Origin of the sequence: Aquibacillus rhizosphaerae (assembly GCF_030282825.1) — a bacterium.
GTDB classification, from domain to species: domain Bacteria; phylum Bacillota; class Bacilli; order Bacillales; family Amphibacillaceae; genus Aquibacillus_C; species Aquibacillus_C rhizosphaerae.
Genome location: NZ_JASTZU010000016.1, coordinates 19,015 through 43,962, shown reverse-complemented (window position 1 = coordinate 43,962; position 24,948 = coordinate 19,015). Strand labels below are relative to the sequence as shown.

General features: G+C 31.3%; 30 protein-coding genes and 1 pseudogene. 2 read left to right on the top strand and 29 right to left on the bottom strand.

Annotation, left to right across the window (positions count from 1 at the left end):
• Positions 1 to 325: 325 nt before the first annotated feature.
• The 23 genes from QQS35_RS03155 to QQS35_RS03045 all read right to left on the bottom strand — a co-directional run bounded on the left by QQS35_RS03155 (position 326) and on the right by QQS35_RS03045 (position 18,845).
• Positions 326 to 940, bottom strand: a complete 615-nt coding sequence (locus QQS35_RS03155) for a rhomboid family intramembrane serine protease (protein ID WP_285930327.1) — start codon at positions 938 to 940, stop codon at positions 326 to 328.
• 470 nt (positions 941 to 1,410) lie between these two features.
• Positions 1,411 to 2,016, bottom strand: coding sequence for a DUF3267 domain-containing protein (locus tag QQS35_RS03150; RefSeq protein ID WP_285930326.1), 606 nt, complete (start codon positions 2,014 to 2,016; stop codon positions 1,411 to 1,413).
• A 150-nt stretch (positions 2,017 to 2,166) separates the two neighbouring features.
• Positions 2,167 to 2,685 (bottom strand): YfiT family bacillithiol transferase, encoded by a 519-nt coding sequence (locus QQS35_RS03145; protein ID WP_285930325.1) that lies wholly within the window; start codon positions 2,683 to 2,685, stop codon positions 2,167 to 2,169.
• 106 nt (positions 2,686 to 2,791) lie between these two features.
• Positions 2,792 to 3,472, bottom strand: a complete 681-nt coding sequence (locus QQS35_RS03140; RefSeq protein WP_285930324.1) for a DUF3888 domain-containing protein — start codon at positions 3,470 to 3,472, stop codon at positions 2,792 to 2,794.
• A 277-nt stretch (positions 3,473 to 3,749) separates the two neighbouring features.
• Positions 3,750 to 3,878: a hypothetical protein gene (locus QQS35_RS03135; protein WP_285930323.1), complete on the bottom strand. Its 129-nt coding sequence runs from the start codon at positions 3,876 to 3,878 to the stop codon at positions 3,750 to 3,752.
• 145 nt (positions 3,879 to 4,023) lie between these two features.
• Complete coding sequence (locus tag QQS35_RS03130) at positions 4,024 to 4,209, bottom strand: hypothetical protein (RefSeq protein ID WP_285930322.1); 186 nt, start codon at positions 4,207 to 4,209, stop codon at positions 4,024 to 4,026.
• Positions 4,210 to 4,390: 181 nt separating this feature from the next.
• Positions 4,391 to 4,954 (bottom strand): tubby C-terminal domain-like protein, encoded by a 564-nt coding sequence (locus QQS35_RS03125; protein WP_285930321.1) that lies wholly within the window; start codon positions 4,952 to 4,954, stop codon positions 4,391 to 4,393.
• Between the two features lie 323 nt (positions 4,955 to 5,277).
• The gene (locus QQS35_RS03120; RefSeq protein WP_285930379.1) at positions 5,278 to 5,631 is read right to left on the bottom strand and encodes a PH domain-containing protein; all 354 of its coding nucleotides are present in this window, start codon (positions 5,629 to 5,631) and stop codon (positions 5,278 to 5,280) included.
• Positions 5,632 to 6,879: 1,248 nt separating this feature from the next.
• Complete coding sequence (locus QQS35_RS03115; protein WP_285930320.1) at positions 6,880 to 7,377, bottom strand: peptide ABC transporter substrate-binding protein; 498 nt, start codon at positions 7,375 to 7,377, stop codon at positions 6,880 to 6,882.
• A gap of 67 nt (positions 7,378 to 7,444) precedes the next feature.
• Positions 7,445 to 7,954: a MepB family protein gene (locus QQS35_RS03110; RefSeq protein WP_285930319.1), complete on the bottom strand. Its 510-nt coding sequence runs from the start codon at positions 7,952 to 7,954 to the stop codon at positions 7,445 to 7,447.
• Positions 7,955 to 8,164: 210 nt separating this feature from the next.
• Positions 8,165 to 8,599 carry a DUF4181 domain-containing protein gene (locus tag QQS35_RS03105; protein ID WP_285930318.1) on the bottom strand — a complete coding sequence of 145 codons (435 nt, stop codon included), beginning with the start codon at positions 8,597 to 8,599 and terminating at the stop codon, positions 8,165 to 8,167.
• 30 nt (positions 8,600 to 8,629) lie between these two features.
• Positions 8,630 to 9,547: a DUF3885 domain-containing protein gene (locus tag QQS35_RS03100; RefSeq protein WP_285930317.1), complete on the bottom strand. Its 918-nt coding sequence runs from the start codon at positions 9,545 to 9,547 to the stop codon at positions 8,630 to 8,632.
• A gap of 348 nt (positions 9,548 to 9,895) precedes the next feature.
• A complete protein-coding gene (locus tag QQS35_RS03095) occupies positions 9,896 to 10,180 on the bottom strand; it encodes a hypothetical protein (RefSeq protein ID WP_285930316.1) in 285 nt (94 codons plus the stop codon).
• 402 nt (positions 10,181 to 10,582) lie between these two features.
• The gene (locus QQS35_RS03090; protein WP_285930315.1) at positions 10,583 to 10,837 is read right to left on the bottom strand and encodes a PH domain-containing protein; all 255 of its coding nucleotides are present in this window, start codon (positions 10,835 to 10,837) and stop codon (positions 10,583 to 10,585) included.
• Positions 10,838 to 10,884: 47 nt separating this feature from the next.
• Positions 10,885 to 11,031 carry a hypothetical protein gene (locus QQS35_RS03085; protein ID WP_285930314.1) on the bottom strand — a complete coding sequence of 49 codons (147 nt, stop codon included), beginning with the start codon at positions 11,029 to 11,031 and terminating at the stop codon, positions 10,885 to 10,887.
• A 364-nt stretch (positions 11,032 to 11,395) separates the two neighbouring features.
• Complete coding sequence (map, locus tag QQS35_RS03080; RefSeq protein WP_285930313.1) at positions 11,396 to 12,139, bottom strand: type I methionyl aminopeptidase; 744 nt, start codon at positions 12,137 to 12,139, stop codon at positions 11,396 to 11,398.
• 397 nt (positions 12,140 to 12,536) lie between these two features.
• Positions 12,537 to 13,061, bottom strand: a complete 525-nt coding sequence (locus QQS35_RS03075; protein ID WP_285930312.1) for a tubby C-terminal domain-like protein — start codon at positions 13,059 to 13,061, stop codon at positions 12,537 to 12,539.
• Between the two features lie 411 nt (positions 13,062 to 13,472).
• Complete coding sequence (locus QQS35_RS03070; RefSeq protein WP_285930311.1) at positions 13,473 to 14,519, bottom strand: DUF1835 domain-containing protein; 1,047 nt, start codon at positions 14,517 to 14,519, stop codon at positions 13,473 to 13,475.
• 122 nt (positions 14,520 to 14,641) lie between these two features.
• Complete coding sequence (locus QQS35_RS03065; protein WP_285930310.1) at positions 14,642 to 14,920, bottom strand: hypothetical protein; 279 nt, start codon at positions 14,918 to 14,920, stop codon at positions 14,642 to 14,644.
• Between the two features lie 609 nt (positions 14,921 to 15,529).
• Positions 15,530 to 15,799, bottom strand: coding sequence for a hypothetical protein (locus QQS35_RS03060; protein ID WP_285930308.1), 270 nt, complete (start codon positions 15,797 to 15,799; stop codon positions 15,530 to 15,532).
• A 454-nt stretch (positions 15,800 to 16,253) separates the two neighbouring features.
• Positions 16,254 to 16,841: a GNAT family N-acetyltransferase gene (locus QQS35_RS03055; protein WP_285930306.1), complete on the bottom strand. Its 588-nt coding sequence runs from the start codon at positions 16,839 to 16,841 to the stop codon at positions 16,254 to 16,256.
• Between the two features lie 481 nt (positions 16,842 to 17,322).
• Positions 17,323 to 17,793 (bottom strand): hypothetical protein, encoded by a 471-nt coding sequence (locus QQS35_RS03050; protein WP_285930304.1) that lies wholly within the window; start codon positions 17,791 to 17,793, stop codon positions 17,323 to 17,325.
• Positions 17,794 to 17,927: 134 nt separating this feature from the next.
• A complete protein-coding gene (locus tag QQS35_RS03045) occupies positions 17,928 to 18,845 on the bottom strand; it encodes a DMT family transporter (protein ID WP_285930303.1) in 918 nt (305 codons plus the stop codon).
• Positions 18,846 to 18,979: 134 nt separating this feature from the next.
• Here QQS35_RS03045 and pdxR point away from each other — a divergent pair, with 134 nt between their 5' ends.
• On the top strand, positions 18,980 to 20,410 hold the full coding sequence (pdxR, locus tag QQS35_RS03040; RefSeq protein ID WP_285930302.1) for a MocR-like pyridoxine biosynthesis transcription factor PdxR: 1,431 nt from the start codon (positions 18,980 to 18,982) through the stop codon (positions 20,408 to 20,410).
• A 254-nt stretch (positions 20,411 to 20,664) separates the two neighbouring features.
• Here pdxR and QQS35_RS03035 read toward each other — a convergent pair whose 3' ends face one another.
• The 4 genes and pseudogenes from QQS35_RS03035 to QQS35_RS03020 all read right to left on the bottom strand — a co-directional run bounded on the left by QQS35_RS03035 (position 20,665) and on the right by QQS35_RS03020 (position 23,096).
• Complete coding sequence (locus QQS35_RS03035; RefSeq protein ID WP_285930301.1) at positions 20,665 to 21,183, bottom strand: tubby C-terminal domain-like protein; 519 nt, start codon at positions 21,181 to 21,183, stop codon at positions 20,665 to 20,667.
• A 130-nt stretch (positions 21,184 to 21,313) separates the two neighbouring features.
• Positions 21,314 to 21,853: a tubby C-terminal domain-like protein gene (locus QQS35_RS03030; RefSeq protein WP_285930299.1), complete on the bottom strand. Its 540-nt coding sequence runs from the start codon at positions 21,851 to 21,853 to the stop codon at positions 21,314 to 21,316.
• 366 nt (positions 21,854 to 22,219) lie between these two features.
• Positions 22,220 to 22,519, bottom strand: a complete 300-nt coding sequence (locus QQS35_RS03025) for a hypothetical protein (RefSeq protein ID WP_285930298.1) — start codon at positions 22,517 to 22,519, stop codon at positions 22,220 to 22,222.
• Between the two features lie 52 nt (positions 22,520 to 22,571).
• Positions 22,572 to 23,096: pseudogene (locus QQS35_RS03020) on the bottom strand (GNAT family N-acetyltransferase).
• 496 nt (positions 23,097 to 23,592) lie between these two features.
• Here QQS35_RS03020 and QQS35_RS03015 point away from each other — a divergent pair.
• Positions 23,593 to 24,051 (top strand): staygreen family protein, encoded by a 459-nt coding sequence (locus QQS35_RS03015; RefSeq protein WP_285930297.1) that lies wholly within the window; start codon positions 23,593 to 23,595, stop codon positions 24,049 to 24,051.
• A gap of 373 nt (positions 24,052 to 24,424) precedes the next feature.
• On the opposite strand, the gene QQS35_RS03010 is transcribed toward QQS35_RS03015, so the two are convergent.
• Both QQS35_RS03010 and QQS35_RS03005 read right to left on the bottom strand, forming a co-directional pair.
• Positions 24,425 to 24,613 (bottom strand): hypothetical protein, encoded by a 189-nt coding sequence (locus QQS35_RS03010; protein ID WP_285930296.1) that lies wholly within the window; start codon positions 24,611 to 24,613, stop codon positions 24,425 to 24,427.
• A gap of 144 nt (positions 24,614 to 24,757) precedes the next feature.
• Positions 24,758 to 24,922, bottom strand: a complete 165-nt coding sequence (locus QQS35_RS03005) for a hypothetical protein (protein ID WP_285930295.1) — start codon at positions 24,920 to 24,922, stop codon at positions 24,758 to 24,760.
• Positions 24,923 to 24,948: the final 26 nt, after the last annotated feature.

Sequence of the window (24,948 nt, the reverse complement as noted above, 5' to 3'; positions counted from 1 at the left end):
TTATGTAAAATGTATAAATATGGTGAAAATCTTATTCTTTTGGTGTAATTATTCTTAAATTGTGTCTCTTTCATAGTGCCTATTCTAAAAAAACATCCAACCGGACATATAGGTGAAATCCTTCCTTTTGTTGAATCATTGATTAGGAACAAATCATTGTTCGATACGGAGGAAAAACTTACTCTGACTGCAGGTTAATTAGCAAAAGTATATCCTTCTTACATCTACGAAATAGCGTGATTTCATAAATCTATAACCCTACTATCATCTTCTAGATAGTATGGTTGTGCTGTGCAATAAATGAGTTGTTTTTTTCTTATTTAATTCAATTGTTGACCCTACTCCCTCTTCTATTAATATCAATTACTCCCCCTATAAAAATTCCCATGATAAATCCACTAATGTGTCCCAAAATGCTTGCATTACTATAGGTTAAAGTAAAGATAAACGACATAATAACAGACAATATAATTATACTCTTTGATTCTTTATCTACTATTTTATTCCTACTCATTACAAACCAAGTTAAAATTCCTAATATTCCATATCCAAACCCTGATGATCCGACTAAAGGTCGGTCAGTGAAGATAAAACATATAATTGCAGAAAATAGTACAGTTGATATAAAAAGTATTAGGAAATTCACTCTTCCTATTTGCTTCTCTACAGGTGGTCCCGCAATAACAAAGAGGAGTAAATTAAGCAAGAGATGAGAAATACCCACATGGAGAAATGCATAAGTAAAAAACCTGTAATATTGTTTTTCATTAATAATCTGATATTTGTCTAGTCCTCCTATATGATATACAATTTCAGGGTTTGTTAAAGCACCTAGAAAAGAAGTAATCAAAAAAGTGACAATGATCGTTCCAACTATTAATGATGTGATCAAATAATCTTGAATGTATTCCTTAAACGTTTCGTTTCTTAAAAAAAGCAATTAATTACCTCCATTCAAAAATGATTGTATAGATATTTTTAATATCTGTTAGTCACGTTTCTTCCGGATACATTTAATTGTCAGTTCAATATCCCACATCTTCATACTAAAATCATATCAGAAGATATTGAACTTTTGTTATTTTTTCCCATAACTAGAGAAATATAATTTGATACTCCAAACTACGGGCTTTTTACCCTCTTATAACACAGCGTATGCTTGCCACAATAAACGCTTTGTCTTTTCTTAGTACACTTCATGTCAATGAATGCTAAATACTATATCAGAGTGAAACATTTTAATGGCTATAATCAAGCATGATTAAGGAAAAGGTGTCAGAAACACACGTGAATGTAGTGCCTAACACCTTTTTTCTATGGAACTTCAAATATTATAATTATGTATATCATCCACTTAGCTTGTTATTTAAGTCTTGCTACTCTTAATCTATTGTTAATCTAACAATCGTACTACCTCTTCGGCATAAACCAATAAGAATTCATTCCTGACAGTTGTTGCATTGACCCTTTTGGCATTTGGTATGTTGCATTAAAAACATTAAGATAATCACCAACACCGAATAATAAACTTAGAAATGAAAATGAGAACAAAACCTCTGAAATAGCCCACTCTTGAGGAATAAAAATCCAAATAATCAATGGAATCAAGCCAAACACGATATTTGGTAATAACGATAAAAAGATAAAACGACCCTTGGAAACTGGTGCAGTGGAAATAACAAATGCCGCTAAAGCCTTTGGACTAACCCACATTTCTACTTCCTTATCTTTAGGAAATACGATTGCATGCAAAAACTCATGAGGGGGAATCATTAAAAATGCCAATAAAAGTGCCCACAAATTAAAGAAGTTTATTTCAACTGAACTACCTACTAAACTAGATTTAATAAGGAAAGCTAGGCCGACTAATATAATGACTGGTATGATAAACAGTGTTGCCACTAGATTAAGCCTGACCATTGAATCGGGCTCCTTAAATTTCACCGCATGTTCTGGCAGTTCTCCTACCGGAAGTTGTTCATTGCTTTTATAAATTCCTTTCCAAACTAAATTCATCATAAATCCCCTTTTCTTAATCTTCACTCCTTTAAAATTACCAAAATTATACTACTATAGCCATATTAATTTTTAATAAATAATGCCGGTGATTATCCATAATTTGATGATAATAGGTACGCTGTTAATTACCAATAACAAAGAAGTCCTCTACCACCCCTTATGTGTACACAAAGAAGTTATATGCGCGAGGTGATGTCGACCATGCCAAGCGTAAATTCCTATATTTGTTCCTAGTGAAACTTCCCCTGCATCTGGGTGTACAAATGTCTTTTTCATATCTGCTGGGCTAAGACTACGTAAAAGATTTGTCCAGCGTCTGTGCAATGCTTCGAGCAGTGATAGGGAACTATCTATTGGTAAATTATAATCTGTAAGCTCTGCCCATTTCGCTTCTTCATATGGCTTGATTACTGGATTTTCTTCTGTTAGAGCTAATTTAAAACGAATATAGGCATTCATATGACTATCCGCAAGGTGATGAATAACTTGTCGAACCGTCCACCCATCTGAACGATAAGGTGTATCCAGTTGTTCATTATCCAAGTCTCCAGCAGCATCTCTTAGTATCCTTGGTAAATTTTCTATATCATGGATCCATTCTTCTGTCACACTTTCAGTAATCTCACCATCGAATTCGAATTTTCCAATTGGATATTTCATTTCCATCCGCTATTCCCCCTTCCCTTGAAATATTATTATTCATATATGTAATTCTAGCTTAGCTCACTTAAATGTCTCTTCTATAAATGACATCAAATGCTTAAACAAGATTCTATCGCAATTCTAACTTAGACCATTCCTCTTCAGGTATGTCCCTATGTTCGTAATCACAAACATTAATCTCATTTCCTCTTATTCGAAAGGTAATAGTTTCTTCCCCGTATGGAGGATTATGAGCACCCTCAAATGTTTGAACTTGAACTGTCACAAAATAAATATTGCTTGTTTCATCTTTTTTAATTTCAAGAATTTTCTCGAATCCTCTGTACCAAAGTTTTGGTTTATAATGTTCATCGATCGCTTTACCTATTGGTCCAACTAACTGTTCAATCAAAACGTCCTTCAATAGGGCTTTTGGTACAGGGATTCTATCTATTTTTTTGTATTTAATATCAGTAATTTCCCACAAACCCGTTGGTCCTCTTTCAACATGATATAAAACATTGGTACCGTCTTTTTTCCAAAGATGGATATAACCTTTATTCCCTTTTGTATAAAAACGAGGATCATCTATCCACTCTTGCTCTTTTTCAATAATTCTGAAAAATAATTGAGCTAATGGAGTTATTTTAAAACCAAGTTGATTAAATGTGCCAAAAGAATGTAATTCATACCCTGATAAGTCTATATCAAATTCCTCGTCTTTTTGATTGTTTCGTTCTTCTGCTTGTACAGTAAAAGAGAAGAAAATACTTATAAAAATAATCATAATAACAACAGTTAATTTTTTCATATCATTCACCTCAACTATATAATTACACAATTGAGATGATTTATAAGTTTGAATTTCAAGGTGGTATTTGAGCAGGTGCTGAATCCAAAGAAAAACAAATAGTTACTAATTGTTATTCAGGTGAAATTGATTGTGTTTGAACGTCTTAATGTTCACAAAATTCCAAATACTAAAATTTAAAATACAGCAATAAAAGGGAATTCTTTGGAATTTTTCGTTAAATATTTTTATATTATTTAACTCATGCCCTTCGTTATTGCAAGAAAAAGATTGTAATTTAGTTAAGATGAGTAAATATGTAATCTCCCAAACTATAACCGGTAAATATAATTAAAGCACCTAATATCACAATCAAACTATACTTTATAAAAGGCTCTTTATTTAATAACTCAGAAATTTCATCCAAGTCTCTACCTCCATTCCTTCATAAATAAATGCCTCGTTTATTTAAATACATCTATTACGTCTTTATTTTAATATAAAATTCCATTAATAGTCCCCGTTATCGACGACCCTTTTATAACTCTTGCATCCGTTAACTCAATACACAATTAAGTGTTTATTCTGCTCTTTTTAGTCACGAAAACAATAATAAAAAGAAAAAATGTCGAAATGAAAACAGCATGAAGATACGGTTCAACACCATTACCAAATAACAACATCCCTATATAAAACAGCAATACCAGACAATAAACAATTGCCGAAATAGATACAATAATCCTTTCAGATTTTTTCATACTTATAACGCTCCTATAAAATAAAATTTTGTTAAGACCAGCCAAATGGACAACTGCCCTTTGGAGGGGCTTATCCAATATTTATGTTGCGTAACGCATCGAAAAATACAATTAATCTTCTTTTTAGTTTTAATCAGCACTGTATATCAGTAGGTTGCTTTTTGTTTCTTTTCAATACATACTAGTCGGTGTTCGATGTAAAGATAAATGCTAGCAACAACAATTCTGCGCGATCCAAATCGCTTTCTTCTTGAATCTGTATATAGGTATTGCTCATTTTAGTGTATTGCTGATAGAAGACTATTGCTATTAATTGATTATTTTTATCTTCTACATATATGTTCTTGTCAAATGGGGCTTTTTTGAAAAAATATAACTGATCATTCTTTATATATTCAAATCTGGGATTCGTAGATATTTTAGTTTTATCTACAAACATTCCTATTTTTTTAATTTTTTCTTTTTCAGTAATATGAATACTCCACTTTTGATTTAATAGTTGCTCTTTATATTTAATAGATTTTGCTAGGAGATTGTAGTCAGGATAATCTTTTAATTTGATGTTAAAGTTTTTTTTGTTTGCTAAGTCTAATACTGCATCAATTACTCGGTCAACTAAATTATTGTAAGTTCTTTGCAAGGTGCCAATCGTTACTCCTTCAGCATTCTCTATATCTATTGGTTTTATAGAATGCCTATAGAAAGGTAGTTTAAAGAAAAAGTCATACTTCTGGCTTTGATTCATAAGTAGACACTCTCTTTTCGTTAAATTTTTATTAAGAACTATGTATTGTGCAATTAGGAACAAGTAAAAAGTAATAGAAATAGTAATGAAATAAGGCCAATAAAGTCTATCATATATCTAAACTTCACATATTCAGGGTAATTTTTATTTTCGCTTGTATATAAACGGAGGAGAACACTAATATGTATAGAATAAAGAGTGGATAAAATTCACTAAACATGAACCATAAGAATATTTGATCATAATATTGAATCTCTCTAATGCTACATTTTTTGACTTTATTGACTCTTCTCTCTAAACTGAAACACCCGATTGTGCATCTACTATTTTTTATTTACTTCTGTTATTTGCTTATTTACTACGGTAATGAAATTTTCAATTTCACTGTTGGCAGCTACAACTAGATTTAAAGTATATTCTTCCCCACGATACATAAAAGAAGGTTGAGAATTAAAAAATTTTTTAAACAATCCTTTAGAATGGAAATATCGTATTGTTTTTAAACCTTCGTAAGCAAACTCTTTTAGTGTTTCTCCTCTTGCTTTAGTATTACCAGAAAAAATAAGTCTTTTATTTGTTGCAATCAATCTCCCCGCACCATAACTAAAACGATGCACTTGTAAATGACAAGTTAGCTCAGATAGTTTGTTTTCATCTTTATCAAATAAATCTAAGATGTAATCACCTACTTCAAATAAAATGTGTCATTGACTGTGTTGCGTATTGCAGTGCTTTTTATAAATAGAACCAAGTTCGATGGAACTGAGTCATAACTAGTATTTTATATTAACGAAAGAAAACAACGTATACTACAATAGCTATTATTAGCACAAAAAACAGTATTCCAGCATTTCTCCAACCTAATTCAGTCAATATATTATGTTATTGTTGCCTCACTCTTATTTGTCTTTGTTTCTCCATTTTCCCTTCAGTAGTTTCATTACCTCTATTCATTTTATACCTCCTTAGATTATTATCCTACAATCTGTTACTTAAACAAGATTGCAATCAAAAGGAAAGCAATAAATAAAAAATAATAACTTCTTTAAATATTTCTACGATATAGAACACCATTAAGTTTCAGCTTATTCCAAAATCATGATTCGTTAGTCCAATAAGAATATCTGTTTAGATACTGACCTCTTGTTTTTTCATCTTCCTTCTTTTATTGAACTAAACCGCGGTTAGTTCTCTAATGCCTACTTGACCATATCAGAAGCAGACAAAGCCTTTATTCCTTACCTTTTCCATTGTAGTTACCCAATAAATCCCTGACACAGCTTTAACATTTAATACTGATAATGTTGCAACTGGTTCGTTATCCCAATAGCCTATATAACGTTGATACTTATTAAATGAACCAATCATAGCTTTATGAAATGAATCAAATAAACTTGTGATACCAAAACCTTCTCAAACAATTTTACTCCAAGTTTCCAAACCGTTTATATCACTAACTCTATTTATAATAAATCCTACTGGAGGTTCCGATTGAAAACTCTAGTTGGACAAGTTAAGCTACATTCCATATAAATCATCTGCATGAACAAAACTACTTTCTTTCAAAAAGAACCTTTTTAAAGCTCAAGGCTGACTGTACTCGTTTAAAAAGCAACAGATTGCTCCGATTTCACCTCTATATTTCTCTTTAAGTTGGTTAATGTTATTTTCACTGTATTTAAATCTGTTTTAAAATCAAACATGAGAATATTTTAAATCTCGAATATATCCATTGTAAATTTTTTTCATCTTTATATTCTTGTTTTCCATAATTCAACAGGGTTTTTATAAACTCGTTTCTATTTTCTATATAAGCATTTATCAAGCAATCCTTTGAAAAATCTTCCACCTGTTAGTTGAAATTGAACATTTTCGGTTGGTTAAATCCAAATATTCCAATATATAACTAAAAATAAGTCATTAACTTAGTCATTTTTTTTAATATCTTTAATTATCCATTTTCCATCTATTAAATGCACAATACCTTTTACACCAATCGCACCGTTCCCTACTCTAGTTTTTGAACCCTCAAACAAAAATTCAGTATCATTTACAAAATCAACCTTTTCTATTTCTAGGAGAACTCCGTTTAAAACCATCGTCTTTGAATTGTATAAACCTTTTTCCATTAAATCTTCAAAGGAAGCATTCATTACTTCAATTTTATAATTTTCCTCGAAAAAGCCTATAATTCCTTCTTGCTCTTCAACAGTCAAAGGTTGTGCGTTCAATTCATCGAAGTTACTCATATCAATTGCTAAAAATTCTATATCGTCATCTAATCCTTTATCCTTTTCCATAATAGAATTTAGTGTAACACTGTAAATTTCTTCAAGATGTTCTTTTGGGTTTATTGTCTTAGAGTTACAACCCAAAACTATAAACAAAAACAAAGTAGTTATAAATATTAAAATTTTATTCATATTAAACTCCCTTTTTGATTATAGACGTTCGATATTCATAAAAGATTCATCTTAATTCTTTTCAACCTTAGGTAGAGTATAGCTTCAATAGCTCTTGTACTGATAAATGATTTGGTTTTTTCACCTCAACAAAATATTCTAATTGCCACTTTTGTGTCTCAATCGCCTGTTTGCTAGTTGGTGTTTCCCATCCGGGGTAAACTCTCATTGCCATTTTCCCTTTTGTTGTTGCTGTTTTAAGGATATTTTGTTTTACAAGAACTTCTTTCGGAAAAACGAATTGTCCAAAATCATTTTCACTCGTAAAGGTATTGATAACTAATAAATCAGTAGCCTTTTCAGTTGAAAAAGCTTGGTTTTTATGATTGCTATCTTTTTCCCAAAAAGCAACAAACTGTCCTATCTTAGTTGGTGTTATCTTTGCGACTCTAAATCTAATTGATTTCGAGTTTAGCTGAAATATCCCCGCTCCATAATCTGAATTCTGAGCTTCTTCTCGGATAGCTTTTACAATGAAGTGATTTGGCTCATAAATAATTTTATTTACAAATGTTAACGCCTTGTTAAATTCATTCACTACTTTTACCCCTTATTTTTTAAACTAATAGATTCCATGCATCTACTTACAAGGTAGTAATAATCGGTCCTTCCTTTGTAAGAATAATCGTATGTTCTTATTGGCCTCAAATCCTTCATCGGTTAGATAGGTCCATCCGTTATCTTCGGAAGTAACTGTTCATGTTGAACGAGAGAACCATTTACTTCAATAAAGAATACTTATCTCAACTTATATCAATCCCAAAAAGTCAGTCTTGAATAACATAAAGTACAATATAAGAAGAAATAATATTTCACTGATTGTTACTTTATAAGCATTAGGGTTTTGTGCATACTTTCTTTCCATAACAGCTCTACTAATTTGAGAAGCAATAACATAAATAATTAGTATAAACCAAGGTTGTAAAAACCAATACCAATTTGAAACCTCTCTTGTAATGTTAATACCATATCCTATCAAAATGCTAATCATTGTAGTAATTCTGATTACCCAATCAATATTTTTGTGTTTCTCATTAACGTGGTTATAGGAAAAGAATTTCTGTCTCTCTACATGCAGCCATTTTCTCATTATTGTATTAAGCGAAACCCACAATAATAAAACAATTACTATCAACATTACTAATTTCAGCCAAAAAGCAGGCTCTAAGCCATATCGATACAAAAAATATTCCACCCCTATTCCAAAATTCCTTTAATAAGCTTTTTCTGCTAACCAACCTTTATAATTGCCTCTATATTTTTTTGAATACAACGACATAAGCTCAGTTTGATATTCTATTAGAGCTAGTGCCTCGGTTTTGGTAGCATTCACAATTGTAGAATCATTGTTTCTAACTACAACAGAAACAATAAAACCTGTTAGACCTATCTCATCGGTGCATGCTTGTACAAACTCATTTGGTATTTTAAGAGCATGAGTAATATGGCATGTGTTGACCTGGTACAGATTAATTTCCGTTTCTTTTACTTTGAGTTCATTCGATTTAACCCTTTTTTCCTTTTCCTCAGTAGTTTCGTAATAATTGAATAATCCTTCTTTGAATGCGCGGTCTATTTCAATTCGATTATAGTCTAAAATCCACTTTCGAAACTTATGGTATAGAGGTAAAAGAGTATCTTTCTTTAAGGAAAAAACATCACATCCACGATCATCATACATGTGAAAAAGAATTCCTTTTGTTTCAATTACAAAAGATAGATTACAGTTAATCTTAGGTTTTCTAATAAAATCTTTATTACCGATTGCTTCAATAAGATAGTCTAATCGCATATCCTTTTTATTAACTTTCAAGCTATAATGAATAGTTTCCATTCCGGTATCGTCTTCATCGTATTCATAAGGTACTGTTTTACACTTGAGGTTATAGGTTAATTTTTTATTTCTTAAAAATCGTTTAATTTTAGGCAAGTCAGTTCCCTTACTATTTTTATAATTACTAACAGTCGCAATTAACCAAATGGTATCGCTATCATTACAAAGAAAGTTAAGGATGGATTTTGCTCGATAATGCATTTCATTAAAATATTCGATACCCTCTAATTTATCTAGCCCCAATTCAAAACGTATCCAATTTGAAGGTTCCTTTGTTAACTGCTTATATAAATTCATAACAATCTCCCTCCTGGGCTTCTTAAATAATTCAGCCCAATAGTAAAAATAGCGACTGCGCCTTGTTAATCACATCCGATAGACCAATACGGGGTTAATCAACGTTATTTTTCTTTCTTTTCTCTATAAACTCCCAAAGATAGTAAAAATAAGATAGGCAAAAGTTAGCAATAATATAATGTGAGTTATTCTCGGGGAAAATTCACATAAATGTAATATGCAACTTTTGAAAAGAAAATAAAACCTGAAACCCACATTATGATGTTGTTTTCTTTTCTCCTAATAAGCGCAAGAATAAAACAAAATGAAAACTCAATGACATAGAACTGGCTGTCAAAAGTTTATCCTCTACAATTCAGTGGGACCACTCATTTGGGACATAAGAAAAGCGAAAACGAAAAATGCTCCACTTCCAAATGCGATGATTATCGCTAAAATCGCAATGTTTTTCTTTTCCGTATCTTTAGAAATGGCTATAAAGCCAAAAATCAAAGAGAGAATAATAGACAACACAACAAGAAAAAATCCGAAGTAAGGATGGATTCTTAGTCCATATAACATTGTTATGAAAAATGTGATTGAGAATACACTTAAAAATAATGACCAGTAACTTCTCCAAGAGAATTTCTTCAATTTAATCACTCCTCAAATATTTAACCATTCTGCCACGTTACTGTAAGATCAACACTTCACATTATCACGAATCTTCTTTTAAAATCATACCAGAAGATTGCGATTATTTGGTCATTTTTTCCAAAATCCCAGAAATCGTTGCTGCACAGTATGTGTCTACAGCGTTATACAAGAGTTACCCCACAATCAGTCGTATAAAGATAGTTTCATTGAAATTCAATCAAATTTTTAAGCATTTTTGATACTCCTAACCACGGGGTTTTATACCCTCTTATAACATAGTAAAATTGCCGTGGTAAACGCTTTGTCTATCCTTGGTACACTTCATGTCAATTGATGGTAAATACTATGTCAGAGGTGGTACATTTCAATGACTGTAATCAATTAAAATCGTGTTAATTACTATTGACGCTGGGAAGTTTCTGATCTATTTGTATTTGAGGATTTTCTTTTAGTAATCGTTTTATAAAATCGTGTTCTTTTTTGGGGGATATTATTAACTATATTGTCTTTTCCATATTGTACTTCTAACCTGTTTATGGATAGGGCAGGTGCCGAAAAAGGATTTTTAACTTTATTTATTTTTCTGATTTCATCTATTTTTACCGTCCATTTGATAGGTCCGAATCGTATTTTTATTTTTGCATCTTCTATCATATAGCCTGTCCTGAACCAAATCCAAATAAGTGGAGTTGTAATTATCATCAAAAAACTTTACCAATTGCACCATCAGATGTAATGAACTGTGTACCAGTAGACTCCCCACCGAAGAGTACTAGAAAAATAATTGCAAGAATAGCGCCCCAAATAATCAAGGAAAACCAAACGTCTTTTTTAGAAGGAAAATACATGCAAACCACTTCATTACCTTTTCTCACTATACGTTAGAGTAATTGGAAAGTTTCATTTTCACTTTAATTCTTATGTATAAAAGATACCAGATGTTCAACAATACTGCTTATTTAATGGAACAAGAGTTATTATTGCCTCTTGAATTAATTTTCCACAAACTTTTCGACAGCTTATTAAGTTATATCCTTCTAGATTCAATGCTTCACAAATCAAAATCATCCTAAATTTAATAAAAGTAATTGAAAGTGGACTGCCACAATAGGAGTTGCCACATCGACAACTCCTTGTTCAACTCTCTCAGATATAGGTGAAGAAACAGTGGCGCTTATAAAACACACGCGACCAACTGAGGTATTAACGCTCTTACAAGGTAGTAATAATCGGTCCTTCCTTTGTAAGAATTATCGTATGTTCGTATTGGGCCACAAAGCTTTCATCGGTTAGATAGGTCCAGCCATCATCTTCGGATAGGAAAACTTCTTCTTCCAATGTAGAGATAAAAGGCTCAAAGGCAATGACCATACCATCTGTTAAAATTTCGTCATCCCAGCGAGAGAAGTAATTGAAAATATGATCTGGCTCTTCATGAATCGATCGCCCAACACCGTGCCCAGTAAGATTTTTTATGACAGTTAAGCCATGCTGTTTCGCTACAGTGTGTACAGCTTTTCCGAGGGCACTTTTTTTTGAACCAGGTTTTGCTTTCTCAAGTCCAGCCTCGAATGCTTCTTTCGCAACGTCACATATTTTCTGTAAAATCATCTCTCCCTTTCCAACAACAAAGGAAATTCCAGTGTCTGCAAAATAACCGTTTTTAGAACCTGACACATCAATATTTACAAGGTCTCCTTCTTGAATGGTCCGTTCTGCAGGGATCCCGTGCGCTACTTCTTCATTTATACTAATGCACGTATATCCAGGGAAATCATATTCTCCTTTAGGTGCAGATTGAGCACCTGCTTTTTCAAACATTTCCCCAGCTATTTCATCGATTTCTTTTGTAGTCATTCCAGGTTTAGTATTTTGAACTAATTCATCTCGAATCGCTCCACAAATGGCACCAATTTCTTTTAATCCATTAAAATCATCTTCAGTCTTTGCAATCATTGTGGATCCTCACTTTTTAAAATATTTTATGATTATTATTCCATTTAAATTTTAGCATAAATGGATAGGTTTTTTCCTCAACAAAATCGCGCGATTGTTTTTACACAAGTTAAAAAACATACTTAAACTACTGTAAGTGTGATAATTCACTTGTTTTTCCACTGTATTTTCAACCAATATAAACCAAAAGATAACATGTTTATTTAGTCTTCCCTATTTTCCTTGGCTTTCTCTTTTACAATGTTTTCAATTATAGTAGTAAAATCATCATTATGTACAACAATAACCGGTACGTATGTCGGCAAATATATGATAAATAGTAACACTCAGAATAAAATCGCAATATTTTAAAGTGACTTTATTCACATATATTTATACATTTACATTATTAACGTGCTTATCCTCTCTGTATAAAAAATGCAGAATGATAGATACCTACAATAAGTAACGGTTCAACTTTGAAATCATCTCCATAAAGTTGAATTGTAGTTGTTCTATCAGCAATTGTTGTTTTACATTCAGCCACGGTCAAGTTATTATATAATATTTGTGTGGGTTCAAATGGATACTTCTGAACTAAATATGTATTATCCTTATATTTAAATTTAAAATTTTTCACTCCAATACCTTTTTTTTGCTTAAGAATTAGTTCATGTTGCTGATCATCTGAATCACTATAGGTAATGTCGAATTGTGTTCTTGAAAAAAAAGAAGAAGTTTCCTTAGATTGAAATTTCAAGTTTCCATCTTTATTAATTATCTTATATGATATAAACCATTCAGCATCAAGTGCAATAGTATCAAGCCAATAGATGAAAGAGTTACGATAAGTCCTTTGTATTTCTCCAATCTTAAGACGCCCCTGGTAAATATCGACAGGTTTTTTTGAACTTTTCAACCCTCGTTTATAATGGATAAACACCCAATTCCCCCTCCACAAAATGAGTTTTAAAGATTGCTGCCACATCCACGACTTCGAGTTTTCAATGTTCGCATCCGATTCTTGCATAAAGCTGTTGCTGAAATTATGACGAAGTTTCTTTGTACTTTGAAATTAAAATTTCAATTATAATGGAAATAAATGACATTACCCCTATTCCTACAACAGTATATTTAAAAGCCGTTCCACTATTACTTGTATTAAGAGTAATTATCGTTATGATTGCCACCAATATAGCCATTCCTAATTGTGTCCTCCGCTTTTTTTTGAAAAAATGAGTTTTAGTAATGAATAAAAATATGGCTATAGACGTTAAAGCAAGTAATACAATCACTTTTTACCACCTTCTTACTTCCCAAGTTTTATTCAATTACACCCATTAGTACTATTGTGTTATTCGTTTTTGAGCTTCACACTATAAAATCTCATTGCTTTTGGAACTCCTTTCATCTCAAAAACACCATTCATGATTAAATATCTTACTCTATACTCAAAATACGCGTCACCAATATATTGGTCTAAACATCCAATAACCTCACCAATAAGACGTGCTGACTTCATATAATCCTTATTCTTTTGCTCTTTATGTACCTTTATAGCTTTATTGATAATATAGTCATCATAATAGGCTTCTTCTACATTCTTAATATTTTTATTTTCCCATATCCGTAGAACCTCTTGTGTAGAAGATAACTCTTGCCATTCCTCCTCCAATTTTTTACGTTGCACTAGACTTACTGGAGGAATGTTTCTGCCCTTCTCATAAATTAACCTTAATTTTTCTGATGTGATTTCTCCAGTGTGTAACGGGTAACAATCAGCATCTGGAATATAGAATTTATTTTTATATTGCTTAGTCGTATCCTCTAAGATAATATCGTAATTTTTACCTTTTAATAAATACAAAACATATCTTAAAGCAGTCTGTTCGTGAGAGTTTTCTCCAACCCAAATTATAATTTTTGTATTTTCCGGAATTGTGTTAATCATCGAGGTTGTATTATTGAAATTACGTTGGTATTCATCTATATAATCTTCATCATAGATTAGATGATTTTTTATCCATTCATACCTGTTGTTAATTCCGACCTTATCATGCAATTGCCAAACTGGACCAATAGAAAAAATATCCGAAAATGAAATAACTTTTTCTTCGTTTTGCAATTCCATTTCTTTTAATGCTCCTTTTAAACTACCAGATGCTGAATCACCAAAGATTATATGTACCTGCTTATAACTTTTATTATTTTTTACATCCGTTTCGTTTCTTTTATAATTCAGAAAATCATTATATGTTTTTTTCAAATCAGCTACAAATTGTCCCTCAGTATATTGATCAGTTTTTTCAAGCATATTGATTCGCAATAATATTTGTAATAACAGCGATTTCGCTTCATCATCATTAGAATTTTCAAGAATTCTTTTTAATTCATGAATCAATTTGTTGCCCCCTTTACAGCTTCTTTAACACAATAAAGCTGTTTCATCGATAACCCCTTGTTTGCTATTGCTCCAATTAGTGTAAGTATATTTAATACCATATATCAACAAAATCTTAATCTTTATTCATTTTCTGATAAGGATTTGGTAAAGAAACCAACAATTAAAGTGATGAACCCACCTAACAATAAAGTGAAATGGAAAACCATCAGACTCACTACCCCTTCGAGACCTCCAGTTTCTCCAAAAAAAGGTACGAGCAACGGATATACAAAAACTGATAGAATTAGTAAAATACCAGTTATTATTCTTTTTTTCTTATTATGCGTTGTTTTAGCTAAACAAAAGCCAACAATCAAAACCGCTATCACTATTAGAACTACAAGGAGAACTTCCCACATTTTCTTACCTCCTTTTATAAAGATATAAACTTTTAATTTCACAAGCCTATATTATCAAATTAAAATATTATTAAATTTCTTGTTCAAGTATCCAGCAAGTTTCTATAAGTACAAAATCATATATCAACAAGATTATTTTAACATAAAATCCCATTTTTTTGTTTTTAGTCCCAATATAAAAAGGTCATCAAATTGGGCGACCTTCTTGTTAAAGTATACACTGTCACAAACCTTATCTTTTACGGTTAGTTGAAGAATGAATATTAATAAAAAAGACCATATCTAAATTTAATATATGGTCACATGATTTTCATGTATAAGTTTTATTTAGTTTTCACCCGGAAAAAGAATCGCTAGGATAACAACTTCATTCCCAATCGTTCTATAAATAAACTCTAAACCTTTTAATAACCACCCTTGTAATCCCTTTGTATTTGCCGAATTCTTCAGTGTACATTTCTTAAATTTTCCGGTTCTTTAATAGATGTTCAGTTTCGATGATAAAATTAGAGATAAAGTAGAGAGTCTCTTCGGGTGTAAACCTTTCACTCCTGAACTGAATTAGCTTTTCTCTAACAGCAGGTGACACAATAACATTTCGGTCATACATTACATAAAATCTTTCTTGGACAAGGAATTTAATATTTCTGAGCTAATTATGCCACGTATAGTTTCATACTGCTCCTGACTTTCTTTTAACATACATTTAAGTTCAGGTTTTTCTTCAGCTTCAAACTGTATAGATTTTTCATCATCTTCTTCTTGTAAAATAAATGTGAATTTTCCTTTTCCAGGAATAGAAAACTGGAATACAGAGTTATCACTATTTCTATTCGAAATATATTTCATAAGCTCTTCTGAAGATTGAATTCTTTCCATACTAATAAATTACCACCATTGATTTTCTTGTTTTTAAAATCATATCTAATCGTCCATGTAACGAATCAAAAATACTTATCGAGTGTCCCATTTTAGTTTTTGCGTTGGCGATTTTATTATTACCATTCCATTAAAGCTTCATTTAAAATATCATCATATCGGCAACCGTAGCTATTAATGTACCACCGTTTTTCAATGTTAGGAATTGGATATTTTAAATGATTCCAACATTAACAATTTTCTAATGGTGAGACCTTCTTAACTGAAATTTCGTTTACTTAATCTATCAGTTGTTATATTAATTAACTTCCCACCTTCATTTAACGACATCCATTTCTTTTAAAACTTACCGGCCTAATTCCCCAAACCTTACCCGTCAGTGAAATAATCTGGTGCATTCGCCTTATTAAAATCAAGCTAACCGTTACTCATTCTTGTAGCGTAGTGTCAAACTTTAACTATTTTGGTAATCACCTAATAAACTCTCTAATCTATTTTTCACTAATTCCCAATCATTTTGAATAACACTATAATATACTGAATTTCGGAAGGTTCCATCTTCACGAATCATATGATTTCTTAATATGCCTTCCTTGACTCCACCAATTTTTTCTATCGCTTTTTGTGATCTAACATTTCTTTCATCAGTTTTTAACTGGACTCGTATTAGTTTCAAAGTTTCAAAGCAATATTTTAATAACACGTATTTACATTCTATATTAATATGTGTTCCCCATACAGATGGAGAGTACCAAGTCCATCCGATTTCCAAACTTTTATTTAAATGTGAAATATCAAGAAACCGTGTAGAACCAACAATGCTATTATTATCACGAAGTAAAACAACAAAGGGAAACTCTTTTCCACTATTTTTATTTCTTAATGCTTCTTCTACAAAGGATTTCATATCATTTTCGGTATGTATAGTCTTAGGTAAATGACTCCATATCATTTTTTCATTTCCATTTTCATATAAGCCTTGTATATGACATCTTTCCATTGGAACAATTCTTACTTTCTCCCCTACTAATTCATCAAACATAGTGTTTATTCCCTTCTCTTTTGAAAACTAAATCAGCAAACTTAAAAACAATGGCTGTGTTACATTATCCTGTCCTCTACTTTAAGTAAATAAGTCCACATCATTATAATGGGTTAAAATAAAATTCCAATTAATATTTTTAAAAAACAAAATTTGCCGCGATTTACAATCTTCTTCTATTCTTAAAAGCTCTAATATCTAATTCCCTTTTCTTTCAAATAGTCAATTGTTATTTTCTATTTTTCTTCAGAACTAAGTTGGTTATAGACAAGAACTTCTACAACTTTATCACCAAGCGTAACATCGCTTCCTTTTCTTTTTTGTCTATTGAGTCACTCGAACAACCCAATTAACTACTTGCTAAAAGATTCAAAACGAATATTAAAGTTAAATTTCCTTCAATCATCACCCGTTAGGAAAAACAAGCAAAACCAATCTAATCTAGCAATGATTGATTTGTTTTGCAATGCACATTTGAAATTTATGTCTTAACCGTTAATTCACTTTTCACATACTCCGTAAAACTTTTATCTTTTAAAAATTCACGCTGGAAACTATTTATATTTCTTGTTAATTTTGCTTGTTCTAATGGTGATAAATCATTCGCAAAAAATAAAAATTCCATCGTATTATTTTGTTTATCCTTAGCATAAGAAGCCTGGGTACAAACAAATGCGGTAGATCCTCCTTTTTGTCCAGTATACTGAAACCATTCCTGATTCTTCGGGTTTTCCATTAGATATTCCATAATCGAATCTACATATGTATGTACCATTTCAGTAAAATATGATTTACTGTTTAATTTCTTTAATATGGACATATAGTCATTAACCGATGCTTTGGTAAATCTGTCAGACCAAATTCTTTGTATGTTGATAGGAAGCTGTTTTAATACCTTGTCTTTTTGTGTAGCTGTAATTAGTTGCCACTTTAATTCCTCATAAATGTTCATAACTTCGTATTCATTATAAATCACCTATCATTTATTTTGGACCTGTCATGACTAAAGTCAGGAGATTCCTAAGTACAAAAGCCCTTTGGCTTCTGATGGAATAGGCTATATCCGTTTACTAATCTTAACTTGAATTAACTAATTTTAAAATTTTGTTTTACCTGTAACTTTTCTTCTCTTGAGGTAAAATAAATTGCGATAAATATAAGACAAAACCCGATTAAGTGGTAATAGTGAAATGGTTCCCTCAAAAAGAAAAATGATAGAATTACTGTACTTAGTGGTAAAACGCTTGTTAATATACCAACCGTGGTAGCTGGTAATATTGCAATTCCTTGATACATGAGCAAAAAAGCCAAAACAGTAACAATAATTCCAAAGTAAGAGATAAGAAGCCAATCATGAACGTAACCAAAAGAATAATTAGCTCTAATAATATCATATATAGCCATCGGCAAAAATAGCAATACGCCTATAATAGATACTCCTGTTGTTATAGCTAAGGGACTTATTTTTTTAGATATAGACTTACCTAAAATGATAAACAATGCTTCTCCCATCACCGCTCCTAAAACAAGTAAATTACCTAATATCTTTAAATTACCAACCTGCATTTCATGAACAACTCCAGAAATATTAAGAATTATGACCCCTAAAATAGCAGTTAGGATACCTACTATTTTATTTCTTGTAAGCTTCTCCTTGGTTATAAAATAAGCTAGAAGAGCAACCATTGCTGGTAAAGTGCTAGTAACTAATCCTGCCTCCATTGCAGTAGTGAATTTTAAGCCATACAACATAAAAATACTAAATAAAAACACTCCAGTGAAGGATTGAAAAAAGAGAATTACAATATCCTTTTTATTTAATGAAGGAATCCCCTCTTTGAAAATCAGTAATGGCACTAATATAAGAGACGCTACTAAAAATCTTAACTCAGATGCTAAAAATATAGGCATCGTTTGAATTAATATTTTTCCTGTTACAACGGAACTTCCTACAATGACCATTGCTGCAATAACTTTAAGGTATGCTAATACCTTCTCATTCAATGTAACCAACTCCATTTCAAGTAATTATTCCATTTAGACTGGTATTACTGTAAAATTAACATTATAAATTGGTTTGTTGTAGAGCCAATTTACATGTATTTTTAAAACCAATTTAAAAACTTCAGGTGATAAATATGATTTGGATTGAATTAAATAAAACATCAGAGAAGCCGATATATCAACAAATATACGTGAGAGTTAAAGAACAAATCTTATTAGGTGAACTTGCTGAGGGGGAGCGACTTCCATCTAGTCGTGTTTTAGCTACCACACTAAATGTGTCTCGTAGTGTCATTCTCGAAGCGTATGACCAATTAATCGCTGAAGGATATATTAAATCTAAACAAGGGGCTGGAACCTTTGTGGAATCAGGAATATCATTAGAAGGTTTTCCGAGTGGTGTGCTGCCACCTGTGTCCGTAAAAACTATTGATTCAAAGAACAATCCTAAGTCCATAAAAAACAATTTGATCGACTTTCGTTCAGGCGTTCCTTGTTTAAAAAAGTTTCCACGAAAAAAGTGGGGTAGTATAGGAAAAGACGTTTATGAAAATATTGAAGCTTCACTATTTGGCTATAGTTCGCCTGAAGGAAGTGAACAGTTACGTAACGTTCTTTCGACCTACCTTGATAGAACTAGAGGAATTAATTGTCATCCTAATCAAATTATTATTACCTCTGGAGCGACTCAAGCGTTCACACTTTTAGCAAAACTATTAGTAAAGTCAAATTCCGAAGTTTTAATTGAAGACCCCGTAACTAAAGAAATTCCCGAAATTTTTATTGAGAGAGGAGCTAAAATTACCCCTATTTCAGTAGATGAATTTGGAATGCAAACAGAACGTCTTACTACGAAAAGAAAAGCATGCATCATTTTCGTTACCCCATCCCATCAATTTCCTTTAGGTGGAATATTACCAATCCAAAGAAGAATTCAACTTATTAATTTTGCTAAGAAAACAAATAGTTATATCATAGAGGATGATTATGATAGTGAATTTCGGTACTCTGGCCACCCAGTAAGTTCAATACAAGGCTTATGTCCTGAACGAGTCATTTATATAGGTACTTTTAGTAAAATCCTATCACCCAGCCTACGAATTGGTTATTTAATTTTGCCAAATTCATTGGTCGAAGAAGTTAAAAACCTTAAAAGATATACAGACTATCACTCTCCAACTATTGAGCAGGTGATTTTAGCACGCTTCATAAAGGATGGACACTTAGAGAAACATATAGTCAAAATGAGGAAATTGTATAATAAAAAGAGAGCCTTCTTAATAAAGTGTCTAAAGAATGAATTTGGAGACCTAGTTACAATATTAGGTGCTTCAACAGGTATTCACTTAGTTGGACAATTTAATATTAAGTTTTCAACAAAGATATTAGATGAAATAAAGTTGAATGGGGTGAACATCTTTCCCGTAGAGAACCATGCTTTAGTGAAAGGACATCATAATAATAAACTTATATTCGGATATGGTAATCTAACCGAAGAGGAATTAGAACAAGGAATAAAGCGATTAAGAAATGTGATAGAAGCAGAGATAGCGAAAAAATATTAACCAGTTCTGCTTCTTCAAGTAACTGCCTATTACTACAATAAGCAATGGAAGGTCGTAATGATAGCTTTCACTCTTTCGTTCAAGCTATCCATTGGTTTAAAAGAACAAAGACTTTAGCGCGTAATTTACTTTTTATTTTTATTACATTCATATGGTTTTTTGACCATTCCCGCAAGGCAATAATCAAATATACTAGAACAAAAAGTGTACTATTATCTATCCATTTTATTTTTCCATCAAAAGTTATATCCTTGTTAGTAGAACCAAGCATGAAAGAGACCTATAACTAAATATTTATCTTTTATAAAGTCATCATTGTATATGTTCACTTCAACTCGCCGTGAAGTAATCTGTATTTCCCAGTCAGCTATCAACGTGTCTTGCATATATAGTTCAACCTGTTCAAAAAGTTTTTGCGATAGCATGTAATCTTTTTCTTTATATGTAAAATGAACCCCTTTTTCACCAAAACCATCAAAATGCTTATTATCAACCATTGTTATTTCATGTTCTCTACCGTTATTTTCAAAATATGTAATATAAACTTTTCTCTTCAATGTGCCACCGTTTTTTGAAAATATGCGAATATTATTATCATCATCTTTTATTTGATATTTAAGAAAAAATTTAACAGAGCTAGTACCAATGTTATCAATAATTCTTTTAAGAAGATTATCATAATACCCTTTTATTTCACCAATTTTATTAGCACCTGCGTTAAGATCTAATTTCTTAGTCTTTGTTCCAAATGATATTGGATAATAATAGTGCACCAATATATCCCCCTTAAGTATTGCTGTTCTTATTCCATACGTTCATGAGTTTTTATAGGTTTCAATAGCTTTTTAAATATTACAGCTCGTTACTATAAACAAATGTTTCATTATATTTAGTACTGTTAGTCTATCGCCAGTCATAAAAGAATGTGTGAAATACCCCTACTATTAAAAAAATATCATCAAAATAATCTTCATTAACTAATTGAACTTCTATTTCATCAGGTATGGATATATTCATTCTCTTCCACTGGGCAATAAGTTGATCCTCGATAGAAAACTCAGTCCATCCTAACCTTTCTTTTCTTGTAACAGTATATTGTAAATTTTTATAATGAAATTTAACTATCGGACTGAAATGAAACTTACGCACATCTTTTAAAATCATGGAATGGATTTCTTGATCAGCATCAACGTATGTAACATCGTACTGTTGCTTTCCAAAAAAAGAGGAACTTTCTTTAGATTTAAACTTTAAATCATCATTATTATCTAGTATTTCATAAGCAGTAAACCAATTTTTTAATATTGAAGTATCGAGTAACTGTGTGAACCAGTTTTTATAAATTCTTTTTATTTTACCAATCTTCTTACTTCCCTGATATAGCTCAATTGGTTTGGTGGAATCTTTAAACTGAAATCCCGGAGAGTATTTAAAATAATACATTTCTTTCTCCTCCTTCACTAATGATTCTACACTTAGCAAAATATAAATTAATTATTCCACTCAATCTTTAAGCAAGATGTGAACTCCAACTTTGAAAAACGCTCCAGGTAGTACAATAAATTAAACTAATTACATTTTATCAATTCTCAAGAATGAAATATTATAAATATAGAAAATCTACTCTCACTCTCAATGTTTATATAAATCTGCCTATCAATCCTATTTGAATCTTTTTCGCTATCCGAAAGTAGGGTTTTTTCAAAGCATAAAAATTTAGCACCTCTATCTTTGCACCCTTACATAGAAAGTACAAAGTATTCCGACCAGCAGTTCTGTCTTCCCTTAAATATACTAGTTCTAAGAATGCTACTTGTTAGCCCAGTGAAAACTTCTTATGCTAATCCTCTGTTTTAGCGCATATTTATTAATCATCTTAATTAACCTATTTTTAGATATGGAGAATGAATTATGAATTTCTCTCTTTTTATCAATCACATATTCTTCATAAACTATAAAGTTTAATTGATCCATTTTAGTTATTACAAATTGATTACCTTCATATTCTCCAGATCTAATATTGCCAGAGTAAATAAAACGAATGATGCCATCATAATATTCTTGATCAGAAATCTCAATTTCTAAAAATGCTTGCAATATTTCTTCCATTTAAACACTTCCTCTAACCAATCTTTTTAACTCTTTAAAAACCAAACTTGTTCTAATTAGGATTTATAATTGCCAATATTTGATGGTCTTCCCCTTCACCATTTATCTTCACATTTTGAAGAGAATCCTTCTTTATGAAATCCAGTCTTTTCTAAGACACGAATGGAACCTATGTTATGAGGCATAACCCCTGCTTCAATTCTATGTAATTTTAGTTGTTCAAAAGCATAATTCACTATCAAATTAACAGCTTCGGTCCCGAAGCCCTTACAGTTATAGACCTTATCAATAAAATAGCCAATAAAAGCACTTTGAAGAGAACCTCTTATAACATGAAAAAGACTTATTATTTCTATGAGTTTACTAGAAATATCACAAACTGATACTCAATTTCATTTTCAAAATTATTTTCCCATTTAATTATTAAACTCCGTTGATGTTCGAATGAATAATATTTATCAGGACGCATCATTGAAAACTTTTTAAAGAATTCTTTATTACGTAATTGAAAATGAAGCAAGTTATTGGCATCAGATAATATAAAAGGTTTCAATAATATATTTTCAGACAAAATCACAACATCATTCCTTTATAGATATTGTTTTTCTATAAATTATTGCTCATTTTTCATTATCATAACGATAACGATAATTGGAATAATTATGGCTGCAAATTACTATTCTTTCATTTACTTGCGATGTTAATTTAAATTAGATTTGCTCACAATAAAAATATTTTAACATAAATATCCATATGCTTCTGCAGAATGATTGAAAGTAATTGCACTTTAAATTGTTAGGCTGAGACTAGTGTATGGTTACAATTCATCAACAACCTTTGGATGCTAACTAGTGCCTAGAAATATTCTTGTAATAGGCAAATATTTATTCTCAGTTGATATAAACTTACTTATGCTTATCATTACTCTAATTTATGAGGCTTTTAACATTAGAAATGCACACACACAGTCGGATAAATGGAATATACATAGGCTTATATAGAAATTAAACTACTGTAGCAACCAATTGATGTTCCTTTACGGCAGCTTACTTATTTAGAAAAAGGAGAATTCTATGACTACTTTTAACCCACAAAAGTTATCCGTAAAATTGATTCCACCCGCTACTCATGCACAACCGATTGAAGGAAGGAAATACACACTAACCCATTCGGACGGTACCGGTGAATTATTTCTAGCAACTGGATTCGTGTACCATTATGAAGATATCAATTGGCAAATGCGAGATGAAGTGTTGGCTGAATGGAAAAAAGACAAGTATTGTCATCTTTCTTTATTCGGAAAAGCATATGTTGACCAAGGAGAATTTAACGCGGCTGAAGTAAAATTCCGTTACAATATATTAAAAAAAGAAATGGACACTGCACTAAAAGGGATGCTATATGGAGACAGACAATTTTTTTCAAACTACCCTCTCCTCATGGATACCTCAATATATATCTATTACCTTTCAACTTATCCCCAATATAGGCAGTTCCTTTACTATGGCACTCCTCGTGACTATTTAGAGTAGAGTATGCAAAAGAAGCTCTTTATCAAACGATAGACTCGTAGATGTATTTTATATATTCATATGGAATAACTTATCCTAAGGGGCCTTTAATCACTTTTCCAGCACGATGTTATTCGTGATAGTACGTAATTTCGCTGCAGTTTTGTCACACTAAAAAGAATAATAATTTAATAGATAATTTTGGAAAGTATGCAAAATTATAAAAGATCAATAAATTTTCATTAAATTTCTGAGTTCATGAAAATAGATTGAAGATTTATTAAACTCTTCTGTTGTTCGGTTTCACAACAAATAAGTTATTACCTAACCTAAACCAAAAATAAAAACTTATATAAAAAAGCGATTGCCACTTTCCTCAGCAACCGCTTTTTGGTTAAAGATATTCAGCACTTAACCCTATATAAACTAGACTAATAACAATAGCAAAACCAGAGAAAAATAATACTTTTTGCCGGGAAGACCAATTTTTCATCCATCCCCACCTTTTTCTATCAATATCGAACCAAAAAAAGTCAGCGACAACTGCTACGGCAATAATTAACATTGCTATAAAAGGACCCATAAAACCGTACCTCCTTTACTTTTATTATATATTTTAAATTACTTTAATTCCTCCTACAGTGGAAAGAACAATCTTCCTCTTAAACAATCCTGTTTCGTTAGTGGAAAAGTTCAAACTACTATTGGCAGGTCTAGCATAATAAAATCACTCATTAAATTCTTCTAATTCCTTTTCAATTTCTTCGCTTGAAAGGCGTTTCTCTTCTTGATTTTTGGAAGTAATTTGTCGTAACTGATACTTGATTACTTCCAAACTATAAATAACATATACAATAAAAATCACTCCTAAGACAAGCCAGAAAATAACCATCACACTCCCTCGACTAGAAGTTTCCT

Excerpts from the sequence above, each read along its gene's own strand:
- QQS35_RS03150 (WP_285930326.1), bottom strand. The coding sequence starts at position 2,016 with ATGAATTTAGTTTGGAAAGGAATTTATAAAAGCAATGAACAACTTCCG.
- QQS35_RS03145 (WP_285930325.1), bottom strand. The coding sequence starts at position 2,685 with ATGGAAATGAAATATCCAATTGGAAAATTCGAATTCGATGGTGAGATT.
- QQS35_RS03140 (WP_285930324.1), bottom strand. The coding sequence starts at position 3,472 with ATGAAAAAATTAACTGTTGTTATTATGATTATTTTTATAAGTATTTTC.
- QQS35_RS03130 (WP_285930322.1), bottom strand. The coding sequence starts at position 4,209 with ATGAAAAAATCTGAAAGGATTATTGTATCTATTTCGGCAATTGTTTAT.
- QQS35_RS03125 (WP_285930321.1), bottom strand. The coding sequence starts at position 4,954 with ATGAATCAAAGCCAGAAGTATGACTTTTTCTTTAAACTACCTTTCTAT.
- QQS35_RS03115 (WP_285930320.1), bottom strand. The coding sequence starts at position 7,377 with ATGAATAAAATTTTAATATTTATAACTACTTTGTTTTTGTTTATAGTT.
- QQS35_RS03100 (WP_285930317.1), bottom strand. The coding sequence starts at position 9,547 with ATGAATTTATATAAGCAGTTAACAAAGGAACCTTCAAATTGGATACGT.
- QQS35_RS03090 (WP_285930315.1), bottom strand. The coding sequence starts at position 10,837 with ATGATAGAAGATGCAAAAATAAAAATACGATTCGGACCTATCAAATGG.
- QQS35_RS03085 (WP_285930314.1), bottom strand. The coding sequence starts at position 11,031 with ATGTATTTTCCTTCTAAAAAAGACGTTTGGTTTTCCTTGATTATTTGG.
- map (WP_285930313.1), bottom strand. The coding sequence starts at position 12,139 with ATGATTGCAAAGACTGAAGATGATTTTAATGGATTAAAAGAAATTGGT.
- QQS35_RS03065 (WP_285930310.1), bottom strand. The coding sequence starts at position 14,920 with ATGTGGGAAGTTCTCCTTGTAGTTCTAATAGTGATAGCGGTTTTGATT.
- QQS35_RS03060 (WP_285930308.1), bottom strand. The coding sequence starts at position 15,799 with ATGGAAAGAATTCAATCTTCAGAAGAGCTTATGAAATATATTTCGAAT.
- QQS35_RS03055 (WP_285930306.1), bottom strand. The coding sequence starts at position 16,841 with ATGTTTGATGAATTAGTAGGGGAGAAAGTAAGAATTGTTCCAATGGAA.
- QQS35_RS03050 (WP_285930304.1), bottom strand. The coding sequence starts at position 17,793 with ATGAACATTTATGAGGAATTAAAGTGGCAACTAATTACAGCTACACAA.
- pdxR (WP_285930302.1), top strand. The coding sequence starts at position 18,980 with ATGATTTGGATTGAATTAAATAAAACATCAGAGAAGCCGATATATCAA.
- QQS35_RS03030 (WP_285930299.1), bottom strand. The coding sequence starts at position 21,853 with ATGTATTATTTTAAATACTCTCCGGGATTTCAGTTTAAAGATTCCACC.
- QQS35_RS03025 (WP_285930298.1), bottom strand. The coding sequence starts at position 22,519 with ATGGAAGAAATATTGCAAGCATTTTTAGAAATTGAGATTTCTGATCAA.
- QQS35_RS03015 (WP_285930297.1), top strand. The coding sequence starts at position 23,593 with ATGACTACTTTTAACCCACAAAAGTTATCCGTAAAATTGATTCCACCC.
- QQS35_RS03010 (WP_285930296.1), bottom strand. The coding sequence starts at position 24,613 with ATGGGTCCTTTTATAGCAATGTTAATTATTGCCGTAGCAGTTGTCGCT.
- QQS35_RS03005 (WP_285930295.1), bottom strand. The coding sequence starts at position 24,922 with ATGGTTATTTTCTGGCTTGTCTTAGGAGTGATTTTTATTGTATATGTT.